Below are 18522 nucleotides of genomic sequence, written 5' to 3' on the forward strand. Positions count from 1 at the left end.
ACCAACAAAAGACAATCAAATGAACAAGATATTTTTAGTAATTCAGCGTGAATTCATGAGTCGGGTAAAGAAGAAGTCTTTCCTACTTGCGACCATTTTAGTGCCACTTCTTTTTCCTGCCATTATTGGAGGAATGGTTTACCTGGCCATTCAAAATGAAAAAAACAGGGAGATTGAAGTTATCCATGTGCTGGATGAGAGTGAGTTGCTGAACTTCGAGGATACAGAAAGCTATGACTATCAACTAGTGGAAGGTCCTTTGGATTCTGCTAAGGCTAGATTTAGCAAGTCAGATGACTTTGCACTCATTTACATTCCAAAATTTGACATTAATAATCCAGCGGGGTTTAAATTTTATGCCCACACCTCTCCGGGGGTAAATCTTGTGGACGGTTTTGAGAATAAAATAGAAGGCCAGATCAGAGATGTGAAGTTGACCAGGTCAGGTTTGACAGAAGCACAGCTTGATGAGCTCAAAACTTCTGTTCAAATCGAATCATTTAACCTGAGTGAAGCAGGTGATGAGAAAAAAAGCGACTCAGGAGTGACCTTCGGGATAGGTTATGTGATGGGCTTCTTGATTTACATTTTCCTTTTTGCATATGGGGCACAAGTAATGCAGGGCGTGATCGAAGAGAAAAACAGCAAGATTGTGGAAGTAATTGTCTCTACGGTTCGGCCATTTCATATGATGATTGGAAAAGTAGTAGGTGTAGCCTCTGTGGGGGTGGTGCAGTTCATTATTTGGATGATTTTGATGAGCGTCATTTCATTTGCAGGGATGGCGGCTTTCGGTCTTAGTATGGATCCAACGGAAACAGCCCAGATGATGCAAGGAGTAGATGGTGAAGCAACCGCGGTACAGAGCAACGCGAAAGTTCAGGAGATAATGTCCATCATCAATGATATTCCTGTCACCAAAATTGTTCTGTTGTTTGTTTTCTTCTTCCTCGGAGGATATCTTCTTTATGGAGCCTTGTTTGCCGCAGTAGGTTCTGCAGTAGACACGCCGGCAGATGCTCAGCAGTTCATGATGCCGATTATGATGCCGATCATTGTTGGGTTGATGGGGTTAATGATGTTTGTGTTTCCAGACCCCCATGGCACAGTCAGTTTTTGGCTTTCCATTATTCCATTCACCTCACCCATTGTCATGATGGGAAGAATCGGGTTTGGTGTCCCTGCCTGGGAGATAGCTCTAAGTATGGTCCTTCTGGTAGGTGGCTTCCTTTTCACACTATGGTTGGCAGGTAGAATCTACCGAATAGGTATCCTGATGCATGGAACCAAAGTGAACTACAAGGTGCTTGCTAAATGGCTAATGCAAAAGAATTAATCTGATCGTGGTTATTTTTAACCAAACGATCACCTTTTGAAAAAGAAGTTTACAGAAGCCACAGGCAATACGCTAGCCCCACTACGACCCCACTTAAAGTGGCTCGTAGTGGGGTTTGCTATTGTTATAAGCTTTGGTTCCATTCTCTACACCAATAGTCTCGTGGAGCAGATCAGGGATCGTGAGCAGAGGCAAATTGAGATCTATGCCAGCTCACTGGAGTTTCTGGCCAATGAAAGTGAAAATGTCAATTTCTTTTTGATCCTGGATGAGATCGTAGCAGCCAATCATTCAATTCCAGTGATTCTAACCAATGAAGATGAGGTTCCGGAGGATTATCGAAATCTGGATAAAGCTGATCGTTATACAGATCAGGAAGAAAGGATGCAGTTTCTGAAAGCTGAAATTTTAGAAATGAAAGAAGCACATCCACCCATTGAGGTTACACTCAAGGACGATCAGGACAATATTTACGGGCACAAGTATATTTTCTACAAAAACTCCTTTTTACTCAATCAACTTCGCTACTACCCATACATTCAACTTTCCGTGATTGGACTCTTCGGAGTGGTCATATTTATGGTGCTGAATTACATCAAAAGGGTAGAGCAGGATCGGGTTTGGGTAGGTCTGGCTAAGGAAACTGCTCATCAGCTCGGGACACCCTTGTCATCTTTGATGGCATGGTCAGAATATTTCAAAGATTTGTACCCTGAGCAAAAAGAAGCTTTGCTTGAGTTTGATAAGGATGTAGATCGTCTTGGTGTCATTACCGATCGCTTTTCGAGTATTGGTAGCGAGCCACAATTGTCTCAGCTTAATATTGTTGATGTGATCGATGATATAGTGGTGTATCTTCAGAAACGACTATCCACTAAGATTATGATGACAGTTTCTTCATTCCCCAATCGGGATATTGAAGCGAAAATCAATCAGTCACTGTTTGCATGGGTGATAGAAAATCTCTGCAAAAATGCAGCTGACGCTATGGAGGGTAAGGGATCAATCAACATCAGCATCCTTCGTGCCAATGAAGGGCGGATTGCGGTAGATGTTCAAGACACAGGAAAGGGTATCGCTAAATCTAAAATCAAGAATGTGTTTCGGCCAGGGTATACCACAAAGAAGAGAGGTTGGGGCTTAGGGCTAACACTAGCCAAGCGGATCATCGAGCAATATCACCAAGGAAAAATTTTCATAAAACACTCAGAAATTGGTAAGGGTACAACTTTCAGAATTTACCTAAATGGATAGGATGAAAATCCTTTTTCCTTATGGTTTTTTCCCTTAATTTCGCACCAAATTTCAAACAACCCCATTTTATAACCACAAGAATAATGGCAAATAAAGGTAAGGTAACCCAGGTTATTGGTCCGGTAGTAGACGTAAGCTTTAGTGCTGAAGGCTCAAAGCTTCCTAACATCATGGACGCACTTAAAGTGACTCGTCCAGACGGTACAGAAGTAGTTTTGGAGGTGCAGCAGCACTTGGGTGAAGAAGCGGTAAGAACTATCGCAATGGAAGGAACTGATGGGCTGAGCCGTGGAACTGAAGTTATTGATCTAGGTTCACCAATCAAAATGCCTACAGGTGAGGCAATCAGAGGGCGTCTTTTCAACGTGGTAGGAGAAGCTATTGATGGGATGGAGCAGGTGGATAACACCAATGGTCTTCCAATCCACAGAGATGCACCTAAGTTCGAAGATTTGTCTACAGCTACTGAGGTACTTTTCACAGGTATTAAGGTAATTGACCTTATAGAGCCTTATGCAAAAGGAGGTAAAATTGGTCTATTCGGTGGTGCGGGTGTTGGAAAAACCGTATTGATTCAGGAGTTGATCAACAACATCGCAAAAGGACACGGTGGTTTGTCTGTATTTGCAGGAGTAGGTGAGCGAACAAGAGAAGGTAATGATCTTCTTCGTGAGATGATCGAAGCTGGAATCGTGGATTACGGTCCGGAATTCAAAGAATCAATGGAAGCAGGTGGATGGGACCTGTCTAAAGTAGATAAAGAAAGGCTTAAAGACTCTAAAGCAACATTCGTATTTGGTCAGATGAATGAGCCTCCTGGGGCACGTGCTCGAGTGGCACTTTCAGGATTGACCGTTGCTGAGCACTATAGAGATGGTGATGGAGAAGGAAAAGGAAAAGATATTCTTTTCTTCGTAGACAACATCTTCCGATTCACTCAGGCAGGTTCTGAGGTATCAGCACTTCTTGGACGTATGCCTTCTGCGGTAGGATACCAGCCTACACTAGCAACGGAGATGGGGCTGATGCAGGAAAGAATTACTTCAACCAAACGAGGATCAATTACTTCCGTACAGGCTGTTTATGTACCTGCGGATGACTTGACTGACCCGGCACCTGCTACGACATTCTCTCACTTAGATGCAACAACTGTACTTTCAAGAAAGATTGCTGAGCTAGGTATTTACCCAGCAGTGGATCCTTTGGATTCAACATCAAGAATCTTGAGCGCGGATATTTTGGGTGATGATCACTACAACTGTGCGCAACGAGTGAAAGAGATTCTTCAGAGATACAAAGAACTACAAGATATTATTGCCATTCTTGGTATGGACGAGCTTTCTGATGAAGATAAGGAAGTGGTACACAGAGCTAGAAGGGTACAGAGATTCCTTTCTCAGCCTTTCCACGTAGCAGAGCAGTTTACCGGTCTTCAAGGAGTATTGGTAGATATCAAGGATACCATCAAAGGATTCAACATGATCATGGATGGTGAGCTTGATCACCTACCTGAGGCTGCTTTCAACCTTGTAGGTACAATTGAGCAAGCTATAGAGAAAGGTGAGAAGTTGATGGCTGAAGCAAACGCCTAAGTCACTGCGTGACCTGAAAATAGAAAACTATGTTTTTAGAGATTGTAACACCAGACGAGAAAGTATTTGAGGGTGAAGTTGTGAGTGCATCATTTCCTGGAAGTGATGGATCTTTTCAACTTTTAAACAATCACGCTCCGATGGTTTCTACCTTAGGAAAAGGAGATATTCGGTACAAGCAAGAGAAGGAGAAAGAGGTTCACATGTTAGTTGAAGGTGGAGTTGTAGAAGTGATGAACAATAAGGTAAATGTGCTTGTAGAAAAGATTTTCAGCGAATAGTAATTAGATATTAAAATATTAAAAGCCATCTGCTAGCTAGCAGATGGCTTTTTTTGTTTTTGGCATGAAGGATTGATTAAAACCTGGTTCTTTTTTAGTTTCCAGGCAACCAAATACACTCTATCCTCATTCTACTACCAAACACGGACACTTGAATACCGAACACCTAATAAAAGAATGTAGATCCGGAGATCGTAATGCGCAACGCTTGCTTTATCAGCAGCTAAGTGCACCGATGATGGGGGTTTGCATTCGGTATATGAAAAATCAGCAAGATGCCGAAGATGTGCTTTTAGAGGGGTTTTACAAAGTGTTTAAGAATCTTGAGAGACTTGACTATGAAAATGATAAAGCCTTTTTCGGGTGGGTCAAACGAATCATGATCAATGAAGCATTAATGAAGCTTCGGAAAAATAAAGAGATTCAGATCATGTCGATCAATGAAGATTTGGATAAAGAGATTGACATATCTCCGCTGAAGAGTCTGGAAACTGCGGATTTGCTTAAGATGATTCGATCGATACCTGTGGGTTATCGGACGGTATTCAATCTCCACGAGGTAGAAGGGTATTCCCACCAGGAAATTGCTGAGCAACTGGAAATTTCAACGGGTACTTCAAAATCTCAGCTCTTTAAAGCCAAGAAGCTTCTAAGAGAAATGTTGAATGAAAAAAACGAAGAATATGGCTCTTGATAAACTATCAGAAAAACTAGATCATATTTCCAATGCTGATTTAGACTTCAAATTTGATGAAGCTGCGGTATGGACTAAGCTGGAGCAACGATTGGACAAGAGAAAGGTCGGCTTATACTGGTGGCTGGTGGCTGCTTGTTTGCTCATAGGAATTATGTTCTTTCCAATTAGTCTAGTGAAGGATGATTCTGAAGCCATCCCAACCATTTCAGCCACTGAACCAACCATCATTGAAGAAATACATACTCTACAGCAGCAAAGTGAAGAGGAAGTCATTCCGGAAGTCAAAATACAAGAAATTCGATCATTGGCAAGAAAAGAAATAGCTCCTGCTCAGATAGCAGAGATTCCAATGAAAAAATTATCTCTGGTACCAATAGTACAGGAGAATCCAAAGGAAATTAAAAGCACCGCATTTGCGGTAGAAGATATTTCAATCATCCAGGCAAGTCTCGAGCAGCCTACGGTTGAAAAAGGAAGAACAATCACCATTAGAGCTCAGTGGCAGAAATCTCCCGATGAAATAAATGTTAAATACCAAGCATTAAAAATTAAGCTCTATGAAAAGAATAAATAAATCCAAAATAAAAATATCGATCATTTTACTCTTATTTTCTTTTGGTGCCTTCGCACAAAAGTCCAACGAATCGATATATCCAGATACATTAATAATAGAAACAGAGGCTAAAATTGACCTTAAGGTTGCCCTGTATCGTGCATCAAGCGGAGATTCTTACTTGACAAATGAGTTGTGGAATTCGATTCTTAATGTAATGGAAACAGCCGCGAAATCATCTGATTACAATGGCGGAGTAGTAGTGAGTTATCGCACCATTGATCAAATGGGTGAGGAAATGGCTAAAGTCCAGGTAAAACCTATAGAAAGCAACGCGGATGTTTTTTTGATTGGAAGAGAGGAAATGAAGGAATATAGGTCAGATAGGTACGAGTTTGAAGTGTATCAACCTAAAGTTGCCATTTCGTTTGCGGTTAATGATCTGGATGATCTGGACTTAATCAAATCCGTTGACGTAGAGGCCATTTGGGAAGGATTAAATCAAAAACAAGATGAGCTTGACTTTAGGAGAACGACCTATGATATGTCTGGCAGGATGAAATTTGACCAACTAAACATTACTAATATTGATAAAGGAACCCCAAAAGATTTTATTGAGTTTAGTGCTGGTGTAGGGTTAGGTTACTACGCAGATCGATTTGTTCCTGATATTAGCTACGACGTGTCATTCAGATTTCAAAATCGATTTGGGAAGCCATCAACCAAATTTGGACTCTTGTACACCCAGCACTACTTTGTATCAAGAAATGAAGAAAATGAGTTTGATATAGATTTAAATGGGTTTTTTTCCGGATACTTTGCAATAAACACGATGACCGAAAAGGAATACGGGATCGGTTTTGGATATCTGATCAATCAAAATGGAGGCTTTTATAAAGGGCATACCTATAAGCTGACCATCTACAATCGTAAGTCTTCCAAGACAAGGTTATCGCCTGAGTTAATTTTCACTGATGGATTCAAAAAGGCATTTCCTGCTTTAAGGTTCGGGTTGACCTTCTAAGATTACCCAAAAGGGGATGGTGTCAAGGGGTGAATCAGCTAATTTTAGCACATGAAACGATTCCTCCTTGACACCATCCTTTGCTCACTTTTCATTTTTAGTATCATGGGCTTTTTTGCCTCAGTTACTATGTTCAAAGTTTTTGACATCTTCGATCCAATTGGGGATATGTTTTCTGACTTTGAACTTACCGATATCGTTTTCTCTCAACTCCAAGAAGATCCAATCGCTGATGAGCGAATCGTAATGGTCAATATTGGCAATCTTTCACGCGAGGGCCTAGCTCGCCAAATAGAAATCATCAATCAGTTTGAGCCCATGGTTATTGGACTAGATGTGTTGTTAGATGCTCCTAAAGAATGGCCCCAAGACAGTGCGCTCACAAGGGTGTTGTCCCAAACTCCCAATATAGTGATTGGGGAAAAGCTCGTTGATTTTAATGAGGAGAAGGGTGAATTTGAAATGACCATCAAACCTCAGGATCATATTGTTCAGGAGGCACGACTTGGTTATGTAAATCTGATTACAAACGCCAAAGTGCAAGAGGACCTTAAAATGTGTAGGGAGTTCACTCCATCAGAAATGGTACAAGGGGAAATAAGGTATGCTTTCCCGGTCAGGTTAGCATATGCTTACGATTCCATTAAAACAGAAAAATTCCTGGCTAGAGGCAATGACGTGGAGACAGTCAATTACAAGGGAAATATTATCAGCTTTTCATCGGCTCAATACGGTATGAAGTACTATGCCTTGGATGTAAATGATATATTTGAGAACAATTTCACCCCAGATTTATTCAAAGATAAAATCGTCATCATGTGTTTCATGGGGGACTATCTGGGTGATACAGAAACGGTAGAAGATTTCTATTTCACACCTATGAATGAAAACTATGTTGGCAAAGCCAAGAATGATATGTTTGGGGGCGTCATTCATGCCAATATTATTTCTCAAATTTTGGATGACGATCCGATCGATCAAATGTCAAAGCGAACGGAGATTATACTGGCCATTCTTTTTTGTCTCTTCAATGTTTTTCTTTTTAAGATCATCTATGGAGCAATGCCAAAATGGTATGACGGTATCACCAAGATTTTTCAGTTAATCGAGTTGATGGGGCTTGGGACTTTAATGATCTTCCTCCTTCTGATATACAGTTACAAAGCTGACTTTACCCTGGCTATGATTGTAATTGCGCTTTCAGGGGATTCACTAGAAGTCTACCATGGAGTAGTCAAAAATCTGTTTTCAAAAGAACGGAGAAAGGAAGTGTTTAAAATCAATCGCCGATTTTGGGAATATCAATAGCGGACACAGGTAGTTCCAGATCTCCTAAGTCCAACATTGCATTGATCAAACTCACTTTTTCAAAAGCACCTAAGTCCGAAACCTGGACGGGTGCTTCTTTTATTTTCCCCTCTTGCAAAAGTTGTGTTCTTCGCACACCTCTAAGCAAAGGAGTGGCTGGGGTGATCCAATTATTACCATCCCAAAAGACGAGATTGAAATAGGAGCCATCTGTTATTTGGTTATCAATCGCAATAATGACATCATCTGCCTTCGATCTTTTGACCAATGCATTGATCTTGGATCGATCTTCAAATTTCATTGAATAGTCAAACGGTGGCGAATGAACAACTTCAAGTGATGTGATTTTTCTGGCTCGATACTCTGAAAACTCAAGATCGTACTCGGCCTCTTCAGTATCCATGTCATAGACCAGGCGAGCTTTATAGGTACCTTCTAATTTAAGATCTGGTAAAATACGATGGAGGTCATGAGATTTGTCACTGGAAGCAAAGTGCTGAAATACCCGATCTACTCGCTGCTGATGCAGAGATAGGTTAACGTATTCTCCATTTTTCAATAGTATGCTCTCTATGAACCTCATTGGTTTCTGATCTCACTGCAATATTCTAACTTTATATTAAAATTCTCCTAATCGTTATGAAGCGTTATTATGTGATTGTCCTATTGATGTTCATGTCTATGGCATCATTTTCACAAAGTTTTCTTAAGAAGCTCAAGGAGGCTGTGGAAGACCAGATTGAAGAAGCGGATGCTGGCTCACTGGTAAAGGATAATAGCATGGCTGATTTCCGTAATCAGCAGCTGGTAAAAGATACCTCCAACTACAACTACATTTTTTCTCAGGGAAATCGCGCCTCCTTTTTTGCGAACAGAGAGGGGAAAGAAAGCCTTTTGCTGACCATTGCAAAGAATTATGAGGATGAGGAAACAGAAGCTGTGGATTTGGAGACATACGAGCAAGCTTTTGATGCGAATCGGAGCGGTGAGATGTCCATCTACATCAATCCATATCTTGCAAATGTCAATTTTATTGAAGCATTGAGTCTGCTCACCAATGGCATTGGAGCCTCAGAGGCGCTGTTAGATTCAGCATTTGATATCACCAAGCTGGTGGATATGGACACTTTAAACTTGCCCGAGAAGTACGCATTAGGTAAAACAATTGCCAACATTTCTATTGTGATCCATGCCGAGGGAAAGTATAATCTGTCAGAGGAATTTATCAATCAAACAACCAAGTATTTTAAAGAGGAGATCGGTGAGAATAGCATCGCGTTAGCGTCCCTCTATAATAATCATGCGGTTATTGCTCAATCACAAGGCAGATATACCGAGGCAGAAAACTATTTCAATCAATCTGAAGAGATCATCAATAAAAACGAACGAAATGGCACATTGGCTCATGCCATCATTACAAGCAATCGTGCCTTGTTATACAACGAAATAGGTCAATACAGCGAAGCAAAAAAGACTATTCAAAAGGCGATTGACATGGCTGCAGGTGAGATTCGTGAGAGGGGTCGAGATAATGTGAGTTTTCAAATCAATCAGGGCCTTATCCATTATTCTGCTGGAGAATACGAAACAGCGGAACGTATTTTTCGAGAGATCATTACCCTGAAGGAAAAGCGGTTTGCAAAAAACCAGACAGATGTTGGGAACGTGAAAAATTACCTGGCGTCCACTTTGATGGAATCTGGCAAGCCAGCCGAGGTGGCCCAGCTACTAAATGATGCACTGGAGATCTTTGAACGAAAATATAATCGTGATCATCCTGCCTATATAAAAACAGCGCATAATCTGGCCCGATATCAACTATTTGTAGGAAATCTATCAGAAGCGAATCGTCTATTGGAGGAGGTAAACTCGAAGTATCTAAGCTTTTTTGGTGATAAGCACCCTGATTATTTGAGCTCACTGGAAGATCTGGCGGTGGTAGCATGGAAGCAGGAAAATATTAGTGAGGCAGCCAATCGTTTTGATAAGGTTATTGATGCAAACCTTCAATTAGTGGAAGACTACTTTGGTGCAATGAGCGAATATGAAAAAGGTCAATACTGGGCTAAAGTTCGTCCGTCCATTTTGAAGTTTTATGCTTTCGCAGTAGCAAATGCAACGAATGATCCTTCATTGCTTACAGAGATGTACAACATCCACCTGAAGACCAAAGGAATCTTGTTAAGTGCGTCCACTAAGGTTAGAGAGCAGATTTTAAACAGCAGCGATGAGCAATTAAAAGAAACTTATCAGAAATGGGTTGAGGCCAAGGAAAATCTGATTCACTATTACTCTTTTTCAAAAGCTCAGCTAGAGGAGCAGAAAATTGATCTTAATGCCTTAGAAGCAGAAGCAAATCAGTTGGAGAAGAAGTTGAACTTGCTTTCTTCATCTTTTGCTCAATCTAATAAACTACCTACAACCACACTGACAGAGGTGAAATCGAAGCTTAGCACTAATGATGCGGCAGTTGAAATTATTGGTTATCCGGTTTTTGATCGAAGCTTCACTGATCAGAAGAACTATGCATTTTTGATTGCAACTTCAAGTAGCGTACATCCTGAGCTGATAGTGATTGAAAACGGTCAGGAACTCGATACCAAATACGCAAAGGCATATCTTAATATGGTCAGAGTAAAAGCACAGGATAGAATTACCTACGATAAATTTTGGAGGCCTGTGGACGAAAAGCTTGCCGGAAAAGAAAATGTACATCTTTCACTAGATGGCATTTATTTTCAGGTAAATATTGGTGCGCTTCAGCGTGGTGACGGTTCTTTTGTTTCCGACGCATTTGACCTACATCTATACACCAGCACACGCGATCTTGTGAAATCGAAAGGAAAAGGATTTGCCGCAAAAAAAGCTGACTTTTTTGGTTATCCGGATTTTGGAACAAAGGGATTATTAGCTGCTCTGCCCGGTACAAAGGCTGAAATTGAGGCTGCAAGTCAGATAACCCGAACAAAAGGATATGTCACAAATACCTACATGCAAAATCAAGCAACAGAGGAGCAGTTCAAGAAAATTTCTTCGCCATCTCTTCTTCACATTGCCACTCACGGGTTTTTCCTTCCCGAAAGCCAGGCCTCAGGGGAGAAAGTGTTTGGTGTAGAAGTAAACCAGGCTAAAGATAATCCATTGCTCAGGTCGGGGTTGATGCTGGCAAATGCAGAGCAAACGATGGGAGAGGTCACTCAGGGCACAGAAGTAAATACAACCAACAACGGCATTCTAACCGCATACGAGGTGATTACCTTGGATCTAAAAAACACGGACCTGGTTGTGTTGAGTGCTTGTGAGACCGGGCTAGGAGAAATTAAGTCAGGTGAAGGGGTGTATGGTCTTCAGCGCTCGTTTCAAGTGGCAGGAGCTGAGTCAGTTATTATGAGTCTTTGGAAAGTCAGCGATGAAGCGACTAAACAGCTCATGACCAGTTTTTATAAAGAATGGATGGGAGGCAAGCCTAAAGAAGAGGCCTTTTTTGCTGCTCAAAAATCTCTCAGAAACACCTTCCCGGAACCGTATTATTGGGGTGCCTTTGTGATGTTGAATTAGGCTTTTTGACGAGCGGTAGGTTAAGGCTTTTATTTCTTCCTAACTTTAGTTTAAACCTTAACCTTATTTTTCATGAAACACTTAATTCTAACTTTTTTCACATGTGTGATTCTGGCCTTCACAAGTCAGGTAGAGGCTCAGCGAAGAGGCTCAAGTACGGTGGAGCCGCTAGATTCAAAACTTTTTTCAAATCTCAAATTTCGAAACATTGGCCCTGCATTCATGTCCGGTCGGATCGCAGACATTGCAATTGACCCCACCAATGAGAATGTTTGGTATGTGGCTGTAGGTTCCGGTGGTGTCTGGAAAACTACTAATGCAGGAACCACCTTCAAGCCAATCTTTGATGATCAATCTGTTTACTCCATAGGCTGTGTCACTATCGACCCAAATAACCCATATACGATTTGGGTAGGAACAGGCGAGAATGTTGGTGGAAGGCATGCAGGTTTCGGAGATGGAGTATATAGAAGTACTGATGGTGGTGAATCCTGGACTAACATGGGATTAAAAAATTCAGAGCACATTTCTAAGATCATCGTCAATCAGGACGATTCAAATATTATTTATGTTGCCTCACAGGGGCCACTTTGGAGCCCGGGTGGAGATCGTGGATTCTTTAAATCTACAGATGGAGGCAAATCCTGGAAGAAGACATTAGGTGATGAGCAGTACACCGGAGTGACCGATATGGTTATCGATCCCAGAAATCCGAATAGGGTGTATGCAGTAACCTGGGAACATCACCGAACGATAGCTGCCTGGATGGGTGGCGGAGAAAAGTCCAGACTGTACCTAAGTGAAGATGGCGGAGATACCTGGACGCAATTGAAAACAGGCTTACCAGAAGGAAAGTGGGGAAAGACCGGTTTGGCTATTTCACCTATAAACCCGGATGTATTGTATGCAGCAATCGAGCTAAACCGAACCAAAGGAGGGGTATGGAGATCAGATAACCGAGGTGGTAGCTGGACTAAAATGTCAGATGCTGTAGCGGGTGCAACAGGACCACACTATTATCAGGAAATCTATGCTTCGCCACACAAGTTTGATCGCTTGTATATGATGAATAATCGTTTGATGAAATCTGAGGATGGAGGAAAGACATTCGAAAACATGGATGAAACGGCCAAGCACGGGGACAATCACTCAATCACTTTTAAAATGTCGGACCCCAACTACCTGCTGGTAGGAACTGATGGAGGTGTTTACGAAAGCTTTGATTTGGGAGCAAGCTGGCGCTATATGGAAAACCTGCCAATCACGCAATTTTATAAAGTGGCCGTTGACGATGCAGAGCCATTTTACAATGTCTATGGAGGCACACAGGATAACAGTACTCAGGGTGGGCCCTCAAGAACTGATAATCATCACGGTATTCGAAATGCTGACTGGAAGGTTGTCCTCAATTGGGACGGACACCAGCCTGCCACTGAGCCAGGTAACCCGGACATTATGTATGGTCAGCGCCAGCAAGGAACACTTTCTCGGATAGACCTGAAATCAGGTGAGGTTACAGATGTTATGCCTCAGCCAGGCGAAGATGAAGATTATGAGCGGTACAACTGGGATGCACCAATTTTGGTATCCCCGCATGACCCTGCAACCATTTATCACGGTTCCCAGCGTCTCTGGAAATCAACGAATCGTGGTGACAACTGGACAGCACTTTCCGGAGATCTTACCAGAGATCAGGAGCGATTGACCCTTCCGATTATGGGACGTACGCAGAGCTGGGATTCTCCGTGGGATGTTGGTGCCATGTCCAATTTTAATACCATCACTTCAATCGCAGTATCTCCTGTAAATGAGCAGGTTATTTTCATAGGTACGGATGATGGATTGATTCAGGTCACGGAAAATGAAGGTCAAAACTGGAGAAAAATAGAAGTGAGTAGCATGGGTGTTCCCTCACGGAGCTACGTCAACGATGTGAAGGCAGATCTTTTTGATGAAAGCACTTTGTATGTAGCGCTTGACAATCACAAGGAAGGCGACTATAAACCTTACCTCTTGAAAAGTACTGACAAAGGAAATTCATGGACTAAGATTCAGAATGGATTAGGGGATAAGAATCTGGTATGGCGTATTGTGCAGGATCATGTAAATAAGGATTTACTTTTTGCAGCCACTGAGTTTGGTGTGTATTTCACTGTGAATGGCGGAAGTAGCTGGACAAAAATGAATGGAGGTATTCCTACAATTTCATTTAGAGACCTGGCTATTCAGCGAAGAGAAAATGATTTGGTAGCTGCATCATTTGGTAGAGGGTTTTACATTTTGGATGACTACTCTGCCTTAAGGAATGTGAATCAGTCACAGATGAATGAGTCTGCTTCTCTTTTTGAACCACGCAAAGCATGGTGGTACATTGAGCGCTCGGTATTAGACTTTGATGATAAAAGAGGGTCTCAAGGATCGCAATTGTATGTAGCTCCCAATCCTGATTTTGGAGCAGTCTTTACCTATTATTTGAAGGAAGACCTGAAGAGCCTGGAAGAAAAGCGTCAGGCTCAGGAAAAAGGAAACAATGGAAACATCCCATTCCCTGGTTGGGACGCTTTGGCAGACGAAACTCGCGAGATGGATCCTTTTGTGTATGTTGAAATCAAAGACCAATCCGGTAATGTGATCAATAGGGAAAAGGCTGATGGAAAGACACGGGGATTCCACCGGGTGACCTGGAATTTGAAAGTTGGAAACACGAAAGCACTGACTCTCAATGGCAATTTGGGAGATATGGATGGTTTCTTATGTGCGCCGGGGACTTACACCGCCACACTGAATAAGTATGAGCAGGGAACTTTTACTCAGATAGCAGGTCCTGTGAATGTGAAAGTTGAACCAATGATGGACGGGGCACTTGATGGAAGCTCAATGAGTGAAGTTGTAGCTTTCTGGAGATCGTTTGAAGATTTATCCAGAGATGTAGATGTGTTGGGGGTTGAATTGTCCAATGCTCGCAAAATGGCCGAAAAGCTATTTTATGCTGCTGCTCACGCCAACGTTTCATCAGATATCATGACAGAGGTTTCAAGTTTACAAAAAGATTTGAATGCGTTAGATATGGAGCTGAATGGAAACCCGGCGAAGAATCAGATAGGAGAACGAAATAAGCCAACCCTTGGTGATCGAACGTTTGCATTGTGGAGGGGTATTTCCACCTCTACTTATGGGCCTACTGAGACACATAAAGAAACGATGCAAATCATTCAAAAGCAATTGGCAGGTTTGAACGGAAAGCTGGAGATTCAACAAGCGAAAGCTAAAAATCTGGCCGAAAGGATTGTAGAGGCTGGCGGTTCTTGGGTTGAGGGGAGATAGAAATTGAAACTTCTAAAATGGAGTCACCCAATTACGAAGAGTGGTTGGGTGACTTTTTAGTTAATAGCCAAATACACCTTGTCCACCATCTCCTGGTACTCCTTTTCAGCTTCACTAAATGAGGTGATGCCACCTCCACTACAGAAAATGAGCTGATCACCTTCCTTTTTGATGAATCGGATCATGACTCCAGTATCCAGCGTTTGACCATCAAAATGACCGCAGATCCCGGTATAAAAATCACGATTGTAAGATTCTGTCTGCTGAATGATTTTGACGGTTTCTGGTTTTGGTGCTCCGGAAATTGAGCCCGCAGGTAATAGCTTCGAAAGAATAGAGCCCAGATTTTCTTTCCAACTGGGGTCAAGTGAGCCTCTTATCTCTGAGCTCACCTGTAGTAATTTCTTATCGTTCGTTTCTAAGGTATCGATGTATCGAAACTTGGTGACTTCAACATCACTTGCAACCTGGCTTAGGTCATTTCGAATCAGATCCACAATGGTCACATGCTCAGCCGTTTCTTTCACATCACTAAGGATAACTTTTTCCGCGTTGGGGATTGTTGCATCAATTGTTCCTTTCATCGGGTAGGAATAGATGTGATCATCTTGCATTCTTACAAAGGTTTCGGGCGAGAAAACCACAAACCGATCTGGAGCTAGTAGCTTATATCTAGCATTGGAGTATTGATATATTTCCTCCAGAGTGAGGCTGGTTTCAATTGGAGTTTCAAAGGTGAGGTTGGTGAGAAATGAGTTGCCAATGTTGATATGATGGATGACTTGATCGAATGCTTTTTTGAATTCCAAAAAATTCGCAGGATGTTTTTTAAATGTGATTGGTCGCTCGCAACTCGCAACTCGTAACTCATCTCCAATAGAAAGCTGAAAAGATCGATTTTCGAAATGAGATGAACTTTCTTCAACACACCATCTCTCTCCCAGAAAATCACAGTAAAAAGAAAACGGCTGACCAGCCGCCCCCAAATCATTCAGTTGCGATATCGCTTCATTCTTTGTCAGCATTGACTTTGATTCCGAAGCGTTTCAGCATCTTTTGCTCGTATTTCCAGAAGAAGTCAAATTGCCTAAAAAGGAATCCGTAAAAAAGCAGAATGACATTGTAAACGGGTAGAATTAAAACCCAGTAGGAAATCTGGAACCATAGCGGACGCACACCATCTTCGAAGAGTAGCTGGATCAAAGGCTTCTTGATCACTACCACTGTGGTTCCTGTGCAGGCGAAAACCAACATAATAATGACAAACTGCCAGTTGCTCTCCAGGCCCCACTTATTCTTTAATTTTTCAATCCAGCTCATTGATAAACGCCTGGAAATCAGGCCAGTTTGGTTTCGAAATAATTTTAATCGGTTCCTTTTTTATAGGGTGTTCAAATTCTAATTTAAATGCATGCAAATCAATACTCTTGTCAAGCTTGGCTTTGTTGAATCCATATTTCAAATCGCCCCTTATTGGAGTCTTATTTTCACGCATTTGGATTCTGATTTGGTGAGGTCTTCCAGTCTCTGGTTTCACCTCAAGCAATGAGATCTTACTGTGTGTGGCAAGCATTCGATAGGAAAGAATTGCCTCTTTTGCATTCCCTTTTGGTTTGGAGTAAGCATGTGCCTTGTTCTTCTCAAAATCTTTGTCCAGCCAGTGTTTTAGCACCTGCTCAGGATTGCTTGGTACACCATCCACAATAGCTAGGTATGTTTTGGTAATGGTACGCTCACGGAATAGTTTATTCATCCGTTCCAGTCCTTTAGAGGTCCTGGCGAAGACCACCAACCCACCAACTGGGCGATCCAGTCGGTGGCAAGGCTGGCAAAAGACATTGCCAGGCTTATTGTATTTTTTTCTGATGTATTCGGTCGCCCAGCCAGTCAACGTACCGTCACCGGTTTCATCACCCTGGACCAGCCATCCGGTTGGTTTCTCCACAATCAGCAAGTGATTGTCTTCGTATTTGACTTGCGGCTTCATTAAAACTCACTTATAAAGTGGAACTCAATATCCGGAAAGTTGTCCTGCACCATTTGCAACCATGCTTTTGACTCTGCCATAAAGACGAGCTTTCCTTCTTTGTCTTTGGCAATATGGCGCTGCTTGTCCTTGATAAAGGCATCTAGTTTACCTGGAACTTTGGAACTGATCCAACATGCTTTGTAAATGTTTACCGGTTCAAATTTCGCATTGGCACTATACTCATTCAAAAGTCTGTGTTGAAGAACTTCAAATTGAAGCGCACCTACTGTTCCTACTACTTTTCTCGAACCAAGCTCAAAGGTAAATAGTTGAGCCAGGCCTTCGTCCATAAGCTGACTCAGACCTTTGTCTAGTTGCTTGGATTTCATGGCATCCATGTTGATGACCTCTCGGAACATTTCCGGTGAGAAGGATGGAATACCCTTGTACAGTCCTTTCTCTCCCTCGCTCAGCGTGTCTCCGATTTTCAAGTTTCCGGTATCATACAAACCAACGATATCTCCAGGGAATGCTTCCTCAACGGTCTCTTTTTGCTGTGCCATGAAAGCGGTGGCATTTGAAAAGCGGATTTGCTTGTTTTGGCGAACGTGATAATAATTGCTTCCTCTTTGGAATTTGCCTGAACATACTCGTACAAAAGCAATTCTGTTTCTGTGCTTTGGATCCATGTTGGCGTGGATCTTAAAGATGAATCCTGAGAATTTCTTTTCAGCAGGAGTAATCTCACGCTCTTCGGTTTCTCTGGGTTTTGGCGGAGGCGCTATCTGGGTAAAACAGTCAAGCAATTCTCTTACTCCAAAGTTGTTTACGGCACTTCCGAAAAAGACCGGAGCAACTTCTCCGCTCAGGTAAGTTTTTTCATCAAAATCATCATACACTCCATTCACCAATTCAATTTCTTCTCTGAGCTCTTTAACTAAAGATTCTGGCAAGCGCTTATCCAACTCCGGATCATCCACTCCTTTGATGCTCACCACATCGTCCACGCGTTTCTGCTTGTTGGGTTCGTAGAGATTGACATTGTTTTCATAGATGTTGTATACACCACGAAGGGTCTTGCCCATCCCTATTGGCCAGCTCATGGGACGCACTTTGATGTCTAATTTTTCTTCTATTTCGTCCAGAAGTGAAAATGCATCTTGTCCCTCACGGTCCAGCTTATTGATGAAGCAGATTACCGGAGTATTTCGCATGCGACACACTTCCATCAACTTCTCCGTTTGTTCCTCCACCCCTTTCACACAGTCGATCACCATGATCACGCTATCTACAGCCGTAAGTGTTCGGTAAGTATCCTCAGCAAAGTCCTTGTGACCTGGGGTGTCCAGAATATTAATCTTCAGATCCTTGTATTCAAACCCCATTACGGAGGTAGCCACTGAGATACCTCTTTGCTTTTCAATATCCATCCAGTCAGAGCGGGTGCCCATATCAATTTTGTTAGACTTCACAGCTCCGGCGGTTTGAATGGCTCCCCCGAAAAGAAGGAGTTTTTCAGTGAGGGTTGTTTTACCTGCATCCGGGTGGGCGATGATTCCGAAAGTTCTACGTCTACCTATTTCCTGCTCCAGCGTCATATTGATCAATATTGAGGCGCAAAATTAG

15 protein-coding genes are annotated in these 18522 nt (G+C 42.2%); 10 read left to right on the forward strand and 5 right to left on the reverse strand.

Going from position 1 to position 18522, the window contains the following annotated elements:
* Window positions 1-19: 19 nt before the first annotated feature.
* The 8 genes from ACEQZT_RS08930 (at window position 20) to ACEQZT_RS08965 (ending at window position 8045) form a co-directional block, all read left to right on the forward strand.
* The gene (locus ACEQZT_RS08930) at window positions 20-1336 is read left to right on the forward strand and encodes an ABC transporter permease (protein ID WP_370089088.1); all 1317 of its coding nucleotides are present in this window, start codon (window positions 20-22) and stop codon (window positions 1334-1336) included.
* Window positions 1337-1372: 36 nt separating this feature from the next.
* Window positions 1373-2590 (forward strand): ATP-binding protein, encoded by a 1218-nt coding sequence (locus ACEQZT_RS08935; protein ID WP_370089089.1) that lies wholly within the window; start codon window positions 1373-1375, stop codon window positions 2588-2590.
* An 83-nt stretch (window positions 2591-2673) separates the two neighbouring features.
* Window positions 2674-4182, forward strand: a complete 1509-nt coding sequence (gene atpD / locus ACEQZT_RS08940; RefSeq protein WP_370089090.1) for a F0F1 ATP synthase subunit beta — start codon at window positions 2674-2676, stop codon at window positions 4180-4182.
* 29 nt (window positions 4183-4211) lie between these two features.
* Window positions 4212-4463, forward strand: coding sequence for an ATP synthase F1 subunit epsilon (gene atpC / locus ACEQZT_RS08945; RefSeq protein ID WP_370089091.1), 252 nt, complete (start codon window positions 4212-4214; stop codon window positions 4461-4463).
* A 151-nt stretch (window positions 4464-4614) separates the two neighbouring features.
* Window positions 4615-5157 (forward strand): RNA polymerase sigma factor, encoded by a 543-nt coding sequence (locus ACEQZT_RS08950; protein ID WP_370089092.1) that lies wholly within the window; start codon window positions 4615-4617, stop codon window positions 5155-5157.
* A complete protein-coding gene (locus ACEQZT_RS08955) occupies window positions 5129-5734 on the forward strand; it encodes a hypothetical protein (RefSeq protein ID WP_370089093.1) in 606 nt (201 codons plus the stop codon). Before ACEQZT_RS08950 ends, ACEQZT_RS08955 begins: the two co-directional genes overlap by 29 nt.
* The gene (locus ACEQZT_RS08960) at window positions 5718-6737 is read left to right on the forward strand and encodes a hypothetical protein (RefSeq protein WP_370089094.1); all 1020 of its coding nucleotides are present in this window, start codon (window positions 5718-5720) and stop codon (window positions 6735-6737) included. Before ACEQZT_RS08955 ends, ACEQZT_RS08960 begins: the two co-directional genes overlap by 17 nt.
* 51 nt (window positions 6738-6788) lie before the next feature.
* Window positions 6789-8045: a CHASE2 domain-containing protein gene (locus tag ACEQZT_RS08965; protein ID WP_370089095.1), complete on the forward strand. Its 1257-nt coding sequence runs from the start codon at window positions 6789-6791 to the stop codon at window positions 8043-8045.
* Here ACEQZT_RS08965 and ACEQZT_RS08970 read toward each other — a convergent pair.
* Window positions 8017-8628 (reverse strand): aminotransferase class IV, encoded by a 612-nt coding sequence (locus tag ACEQZT_RS08970; protein ID WP_370089096.1) that lies wholly within the window; start codon window positions 8626-8628, stop codon window positions 8017-8019. The genes ACEQZT_RS08965 and ACEQZT_RS08970 overlap by 29 nt on opposite strands.
* 56 nt (window positions 8629-8684) lie before the next feature.
* On the opposite strand from ACEQZT_RS08970, the gene ACEQZT_RS08975 reads away from it, so the two are divergent.
* Together ACEQZT_RS08975 and ACEQZT_RS08980 are read left to right on the forward strand one after the other, a co-directional pair.
* Window positions 8685-11603, forward strand: a complete 2919-nt coding sequence (locus ACEQZT_RS08975; protein ID WP_370089097.1) for a CHAT domain-containing protein — start codon at window positions 8685-8687, stop codon at window positions 11601-11603.
* Between the two features lie 72 nt (window positions 11604-11675).
* Complete coding sequence (locus ACEQZT_RS08980) at window positions 11676-14927, forward strand: glycosyl hydrolase (protein ID WP_370089098.1); 3252 nt, start codon at window positions 11676-11678, stop codon at window positions 14925-14927.
* 56 nt (window positions 14928-14983) lie between these two features.
* On the opposite strand, the gene ACEQZT_RS08985 is transcribed toward ACEQZT_RS08980, so the two are convergent.
* From ACEQZT_RS08985 to ACEQZT_RS09000, 4 genes are read right to left on the reverse strand one after another with little or no spacing between them, the layout of a single operon-like run.
* Complete coding sequence (locus ACEQZT_RS08985; RefSeq protein ID WP_370089099.1) at window positions 14984-15952, reverse strand: aminodeoxychorismate synthase component I; 969 nt, start codon at window positions 15950-15952, stop codon at window positions 14984-14986.
* Window positions 15936-16247 (reverse strand): DUF6787 family protein, encoded by a 312-nt coding sequence (locus ACEQZT_RS08990; RefSeq protein ID WP_370089100.1) that lies wholly within the window; start codon window positions 16245-16247, stop codon window positions 15936-15938. The genes ACEQZT_RS08985 and ACEQZT_RS08990 overlap by 17 nt, the downstream gene beginning before the upstream one ends.
* A complete protein-coding gene (locus ACEQZT_RS08995; RefSeq protein ID WP_370089101.1) occupies window positions 16234-16914 on the reverse strand; it encodes an RluA family pseudouridine synthase in 681 nt (226 codons plus the stop codon). The genes ACEQZT_RS08990 and ACEQZT_RS08995 overlap by 14 nt, the downstream gene beginning before the upstream one ends.
* Window positions 16914-18494 (reverse strand): peptide chain release factor 3, encoded by a 1581-nt coding sequence (locus ACEQZT_RS09000; RefSeq protein WP_370089102.1) that lies wholly within the window; start codon window positions 18492-18494, stop codon window positions 16914-16916. The genes ACEQZT_RS08995 and ACEQZT_RS09000 overlap by 1 nt, the downstream gene beginning before the upstream one ends.
* Window positions 18495-18522: the final 28 nt, after the last annotated feature.

Origin of the sequence: Ekhidna sp. (genome assembly GCF_964218185.1) — a bacterium.
GTDB lineage: Bacteria > Bacteroidota > Bacteroidia > Cytophagales > Cyclobacteriaceae > Ekhidna.

Bases quoted from the DNA above. Each gene is read 5' to 3' on its own strand.
- ACEQZT_RS08930 (WP_370089088.1), top strand. From the start codon at position 20: ATGAACAAGATATTTTTAGTAATTCAGCGTGAATTCATGAGTCGGGTA.
- atpD (WP_370089090.1), top strand. From the start codon at position 2,674: ATGGCAAATAAAGGTAAGGTAACCCAGGTTATTGGTCCGGTAGTAGAC.
- atpC (WP_370089091.1), top strand. From the start codon at position 4,212: ATGTTTTTAGAGATTGTAACACCAGACGAGAAAGTATTTGAGGGTGAA.
- ACEQZT_RS08955 (WP_370089093.1), top strand. From the start codon at position 5,129: ATGAAAAAAACGAAGAATATGGCTCTTGATAAACTATCAGAAAAACTA.
- ACEQZT_RS08960 (WP_370089094.1), top strand. From the start codon at position 5,718: ATGAAAAGAATAAATAAATCCAAAATAAAAATATCGATCATTTTACTC.
- ACEQZT_RS08965 (WP_370089095.1), top strand. From the start codon at position 6,789: ATGAAACGATTCCTCCTTGACACCATCCTTTGCTCACTTTTCATTTTT.
- ACEQZT_RS08970 (WP_370089096.1), bottom strand. From the start codon at position 8,628: ATGAGGTTCATAGAGAGCATACTATTGAAAAATGGAGAATACGTTAAC.
- ACEQZT_RS08975 (WP_370089097.1), top strand. From the start codon at position 8,685: ATGAAGCGTTATTATGTGATTGTCCTATTGATGTTCATGTCTATGGCA.
- ACEQZT_RS08980 (WP_370089098.1), top strand. From the start codon at position 11,676: ATGAAACACTTAATTCTAACTTTTTTCACATGTGTGATTCTGGCCTTC.
- ACEQZT_RS08985 (WP_370089099.1), bottom strand. From the start codon at position 15,952: ATGCTGACAAAGAATGAAGCGATATCGCAACTGAATGATTTGGGGGCG.
- ACEQZT_RS08990 (WP_370089100.1), bottom strand. From the start codon at position 16,247: ATGAGCTGGATTGAAAAATTAAAGAATAAGTGGGGCCTGGAGAGCAAC.
- ACEQZT_RS08995 (WP_370089101.1), bottom strand. From the start codon at position 16,914: ATGAAGCCGCAAGTCAAATACGAAGACAATCACTTGCTGATTGTGGAG.
- ACEQZT_RS09000 (WP_370089102.1), bottom strand. From the start codon at position 18,494: ATGACGCTGGAGCAGGAAATAGGTAGACGTAGAACTTTCGGAATCATC.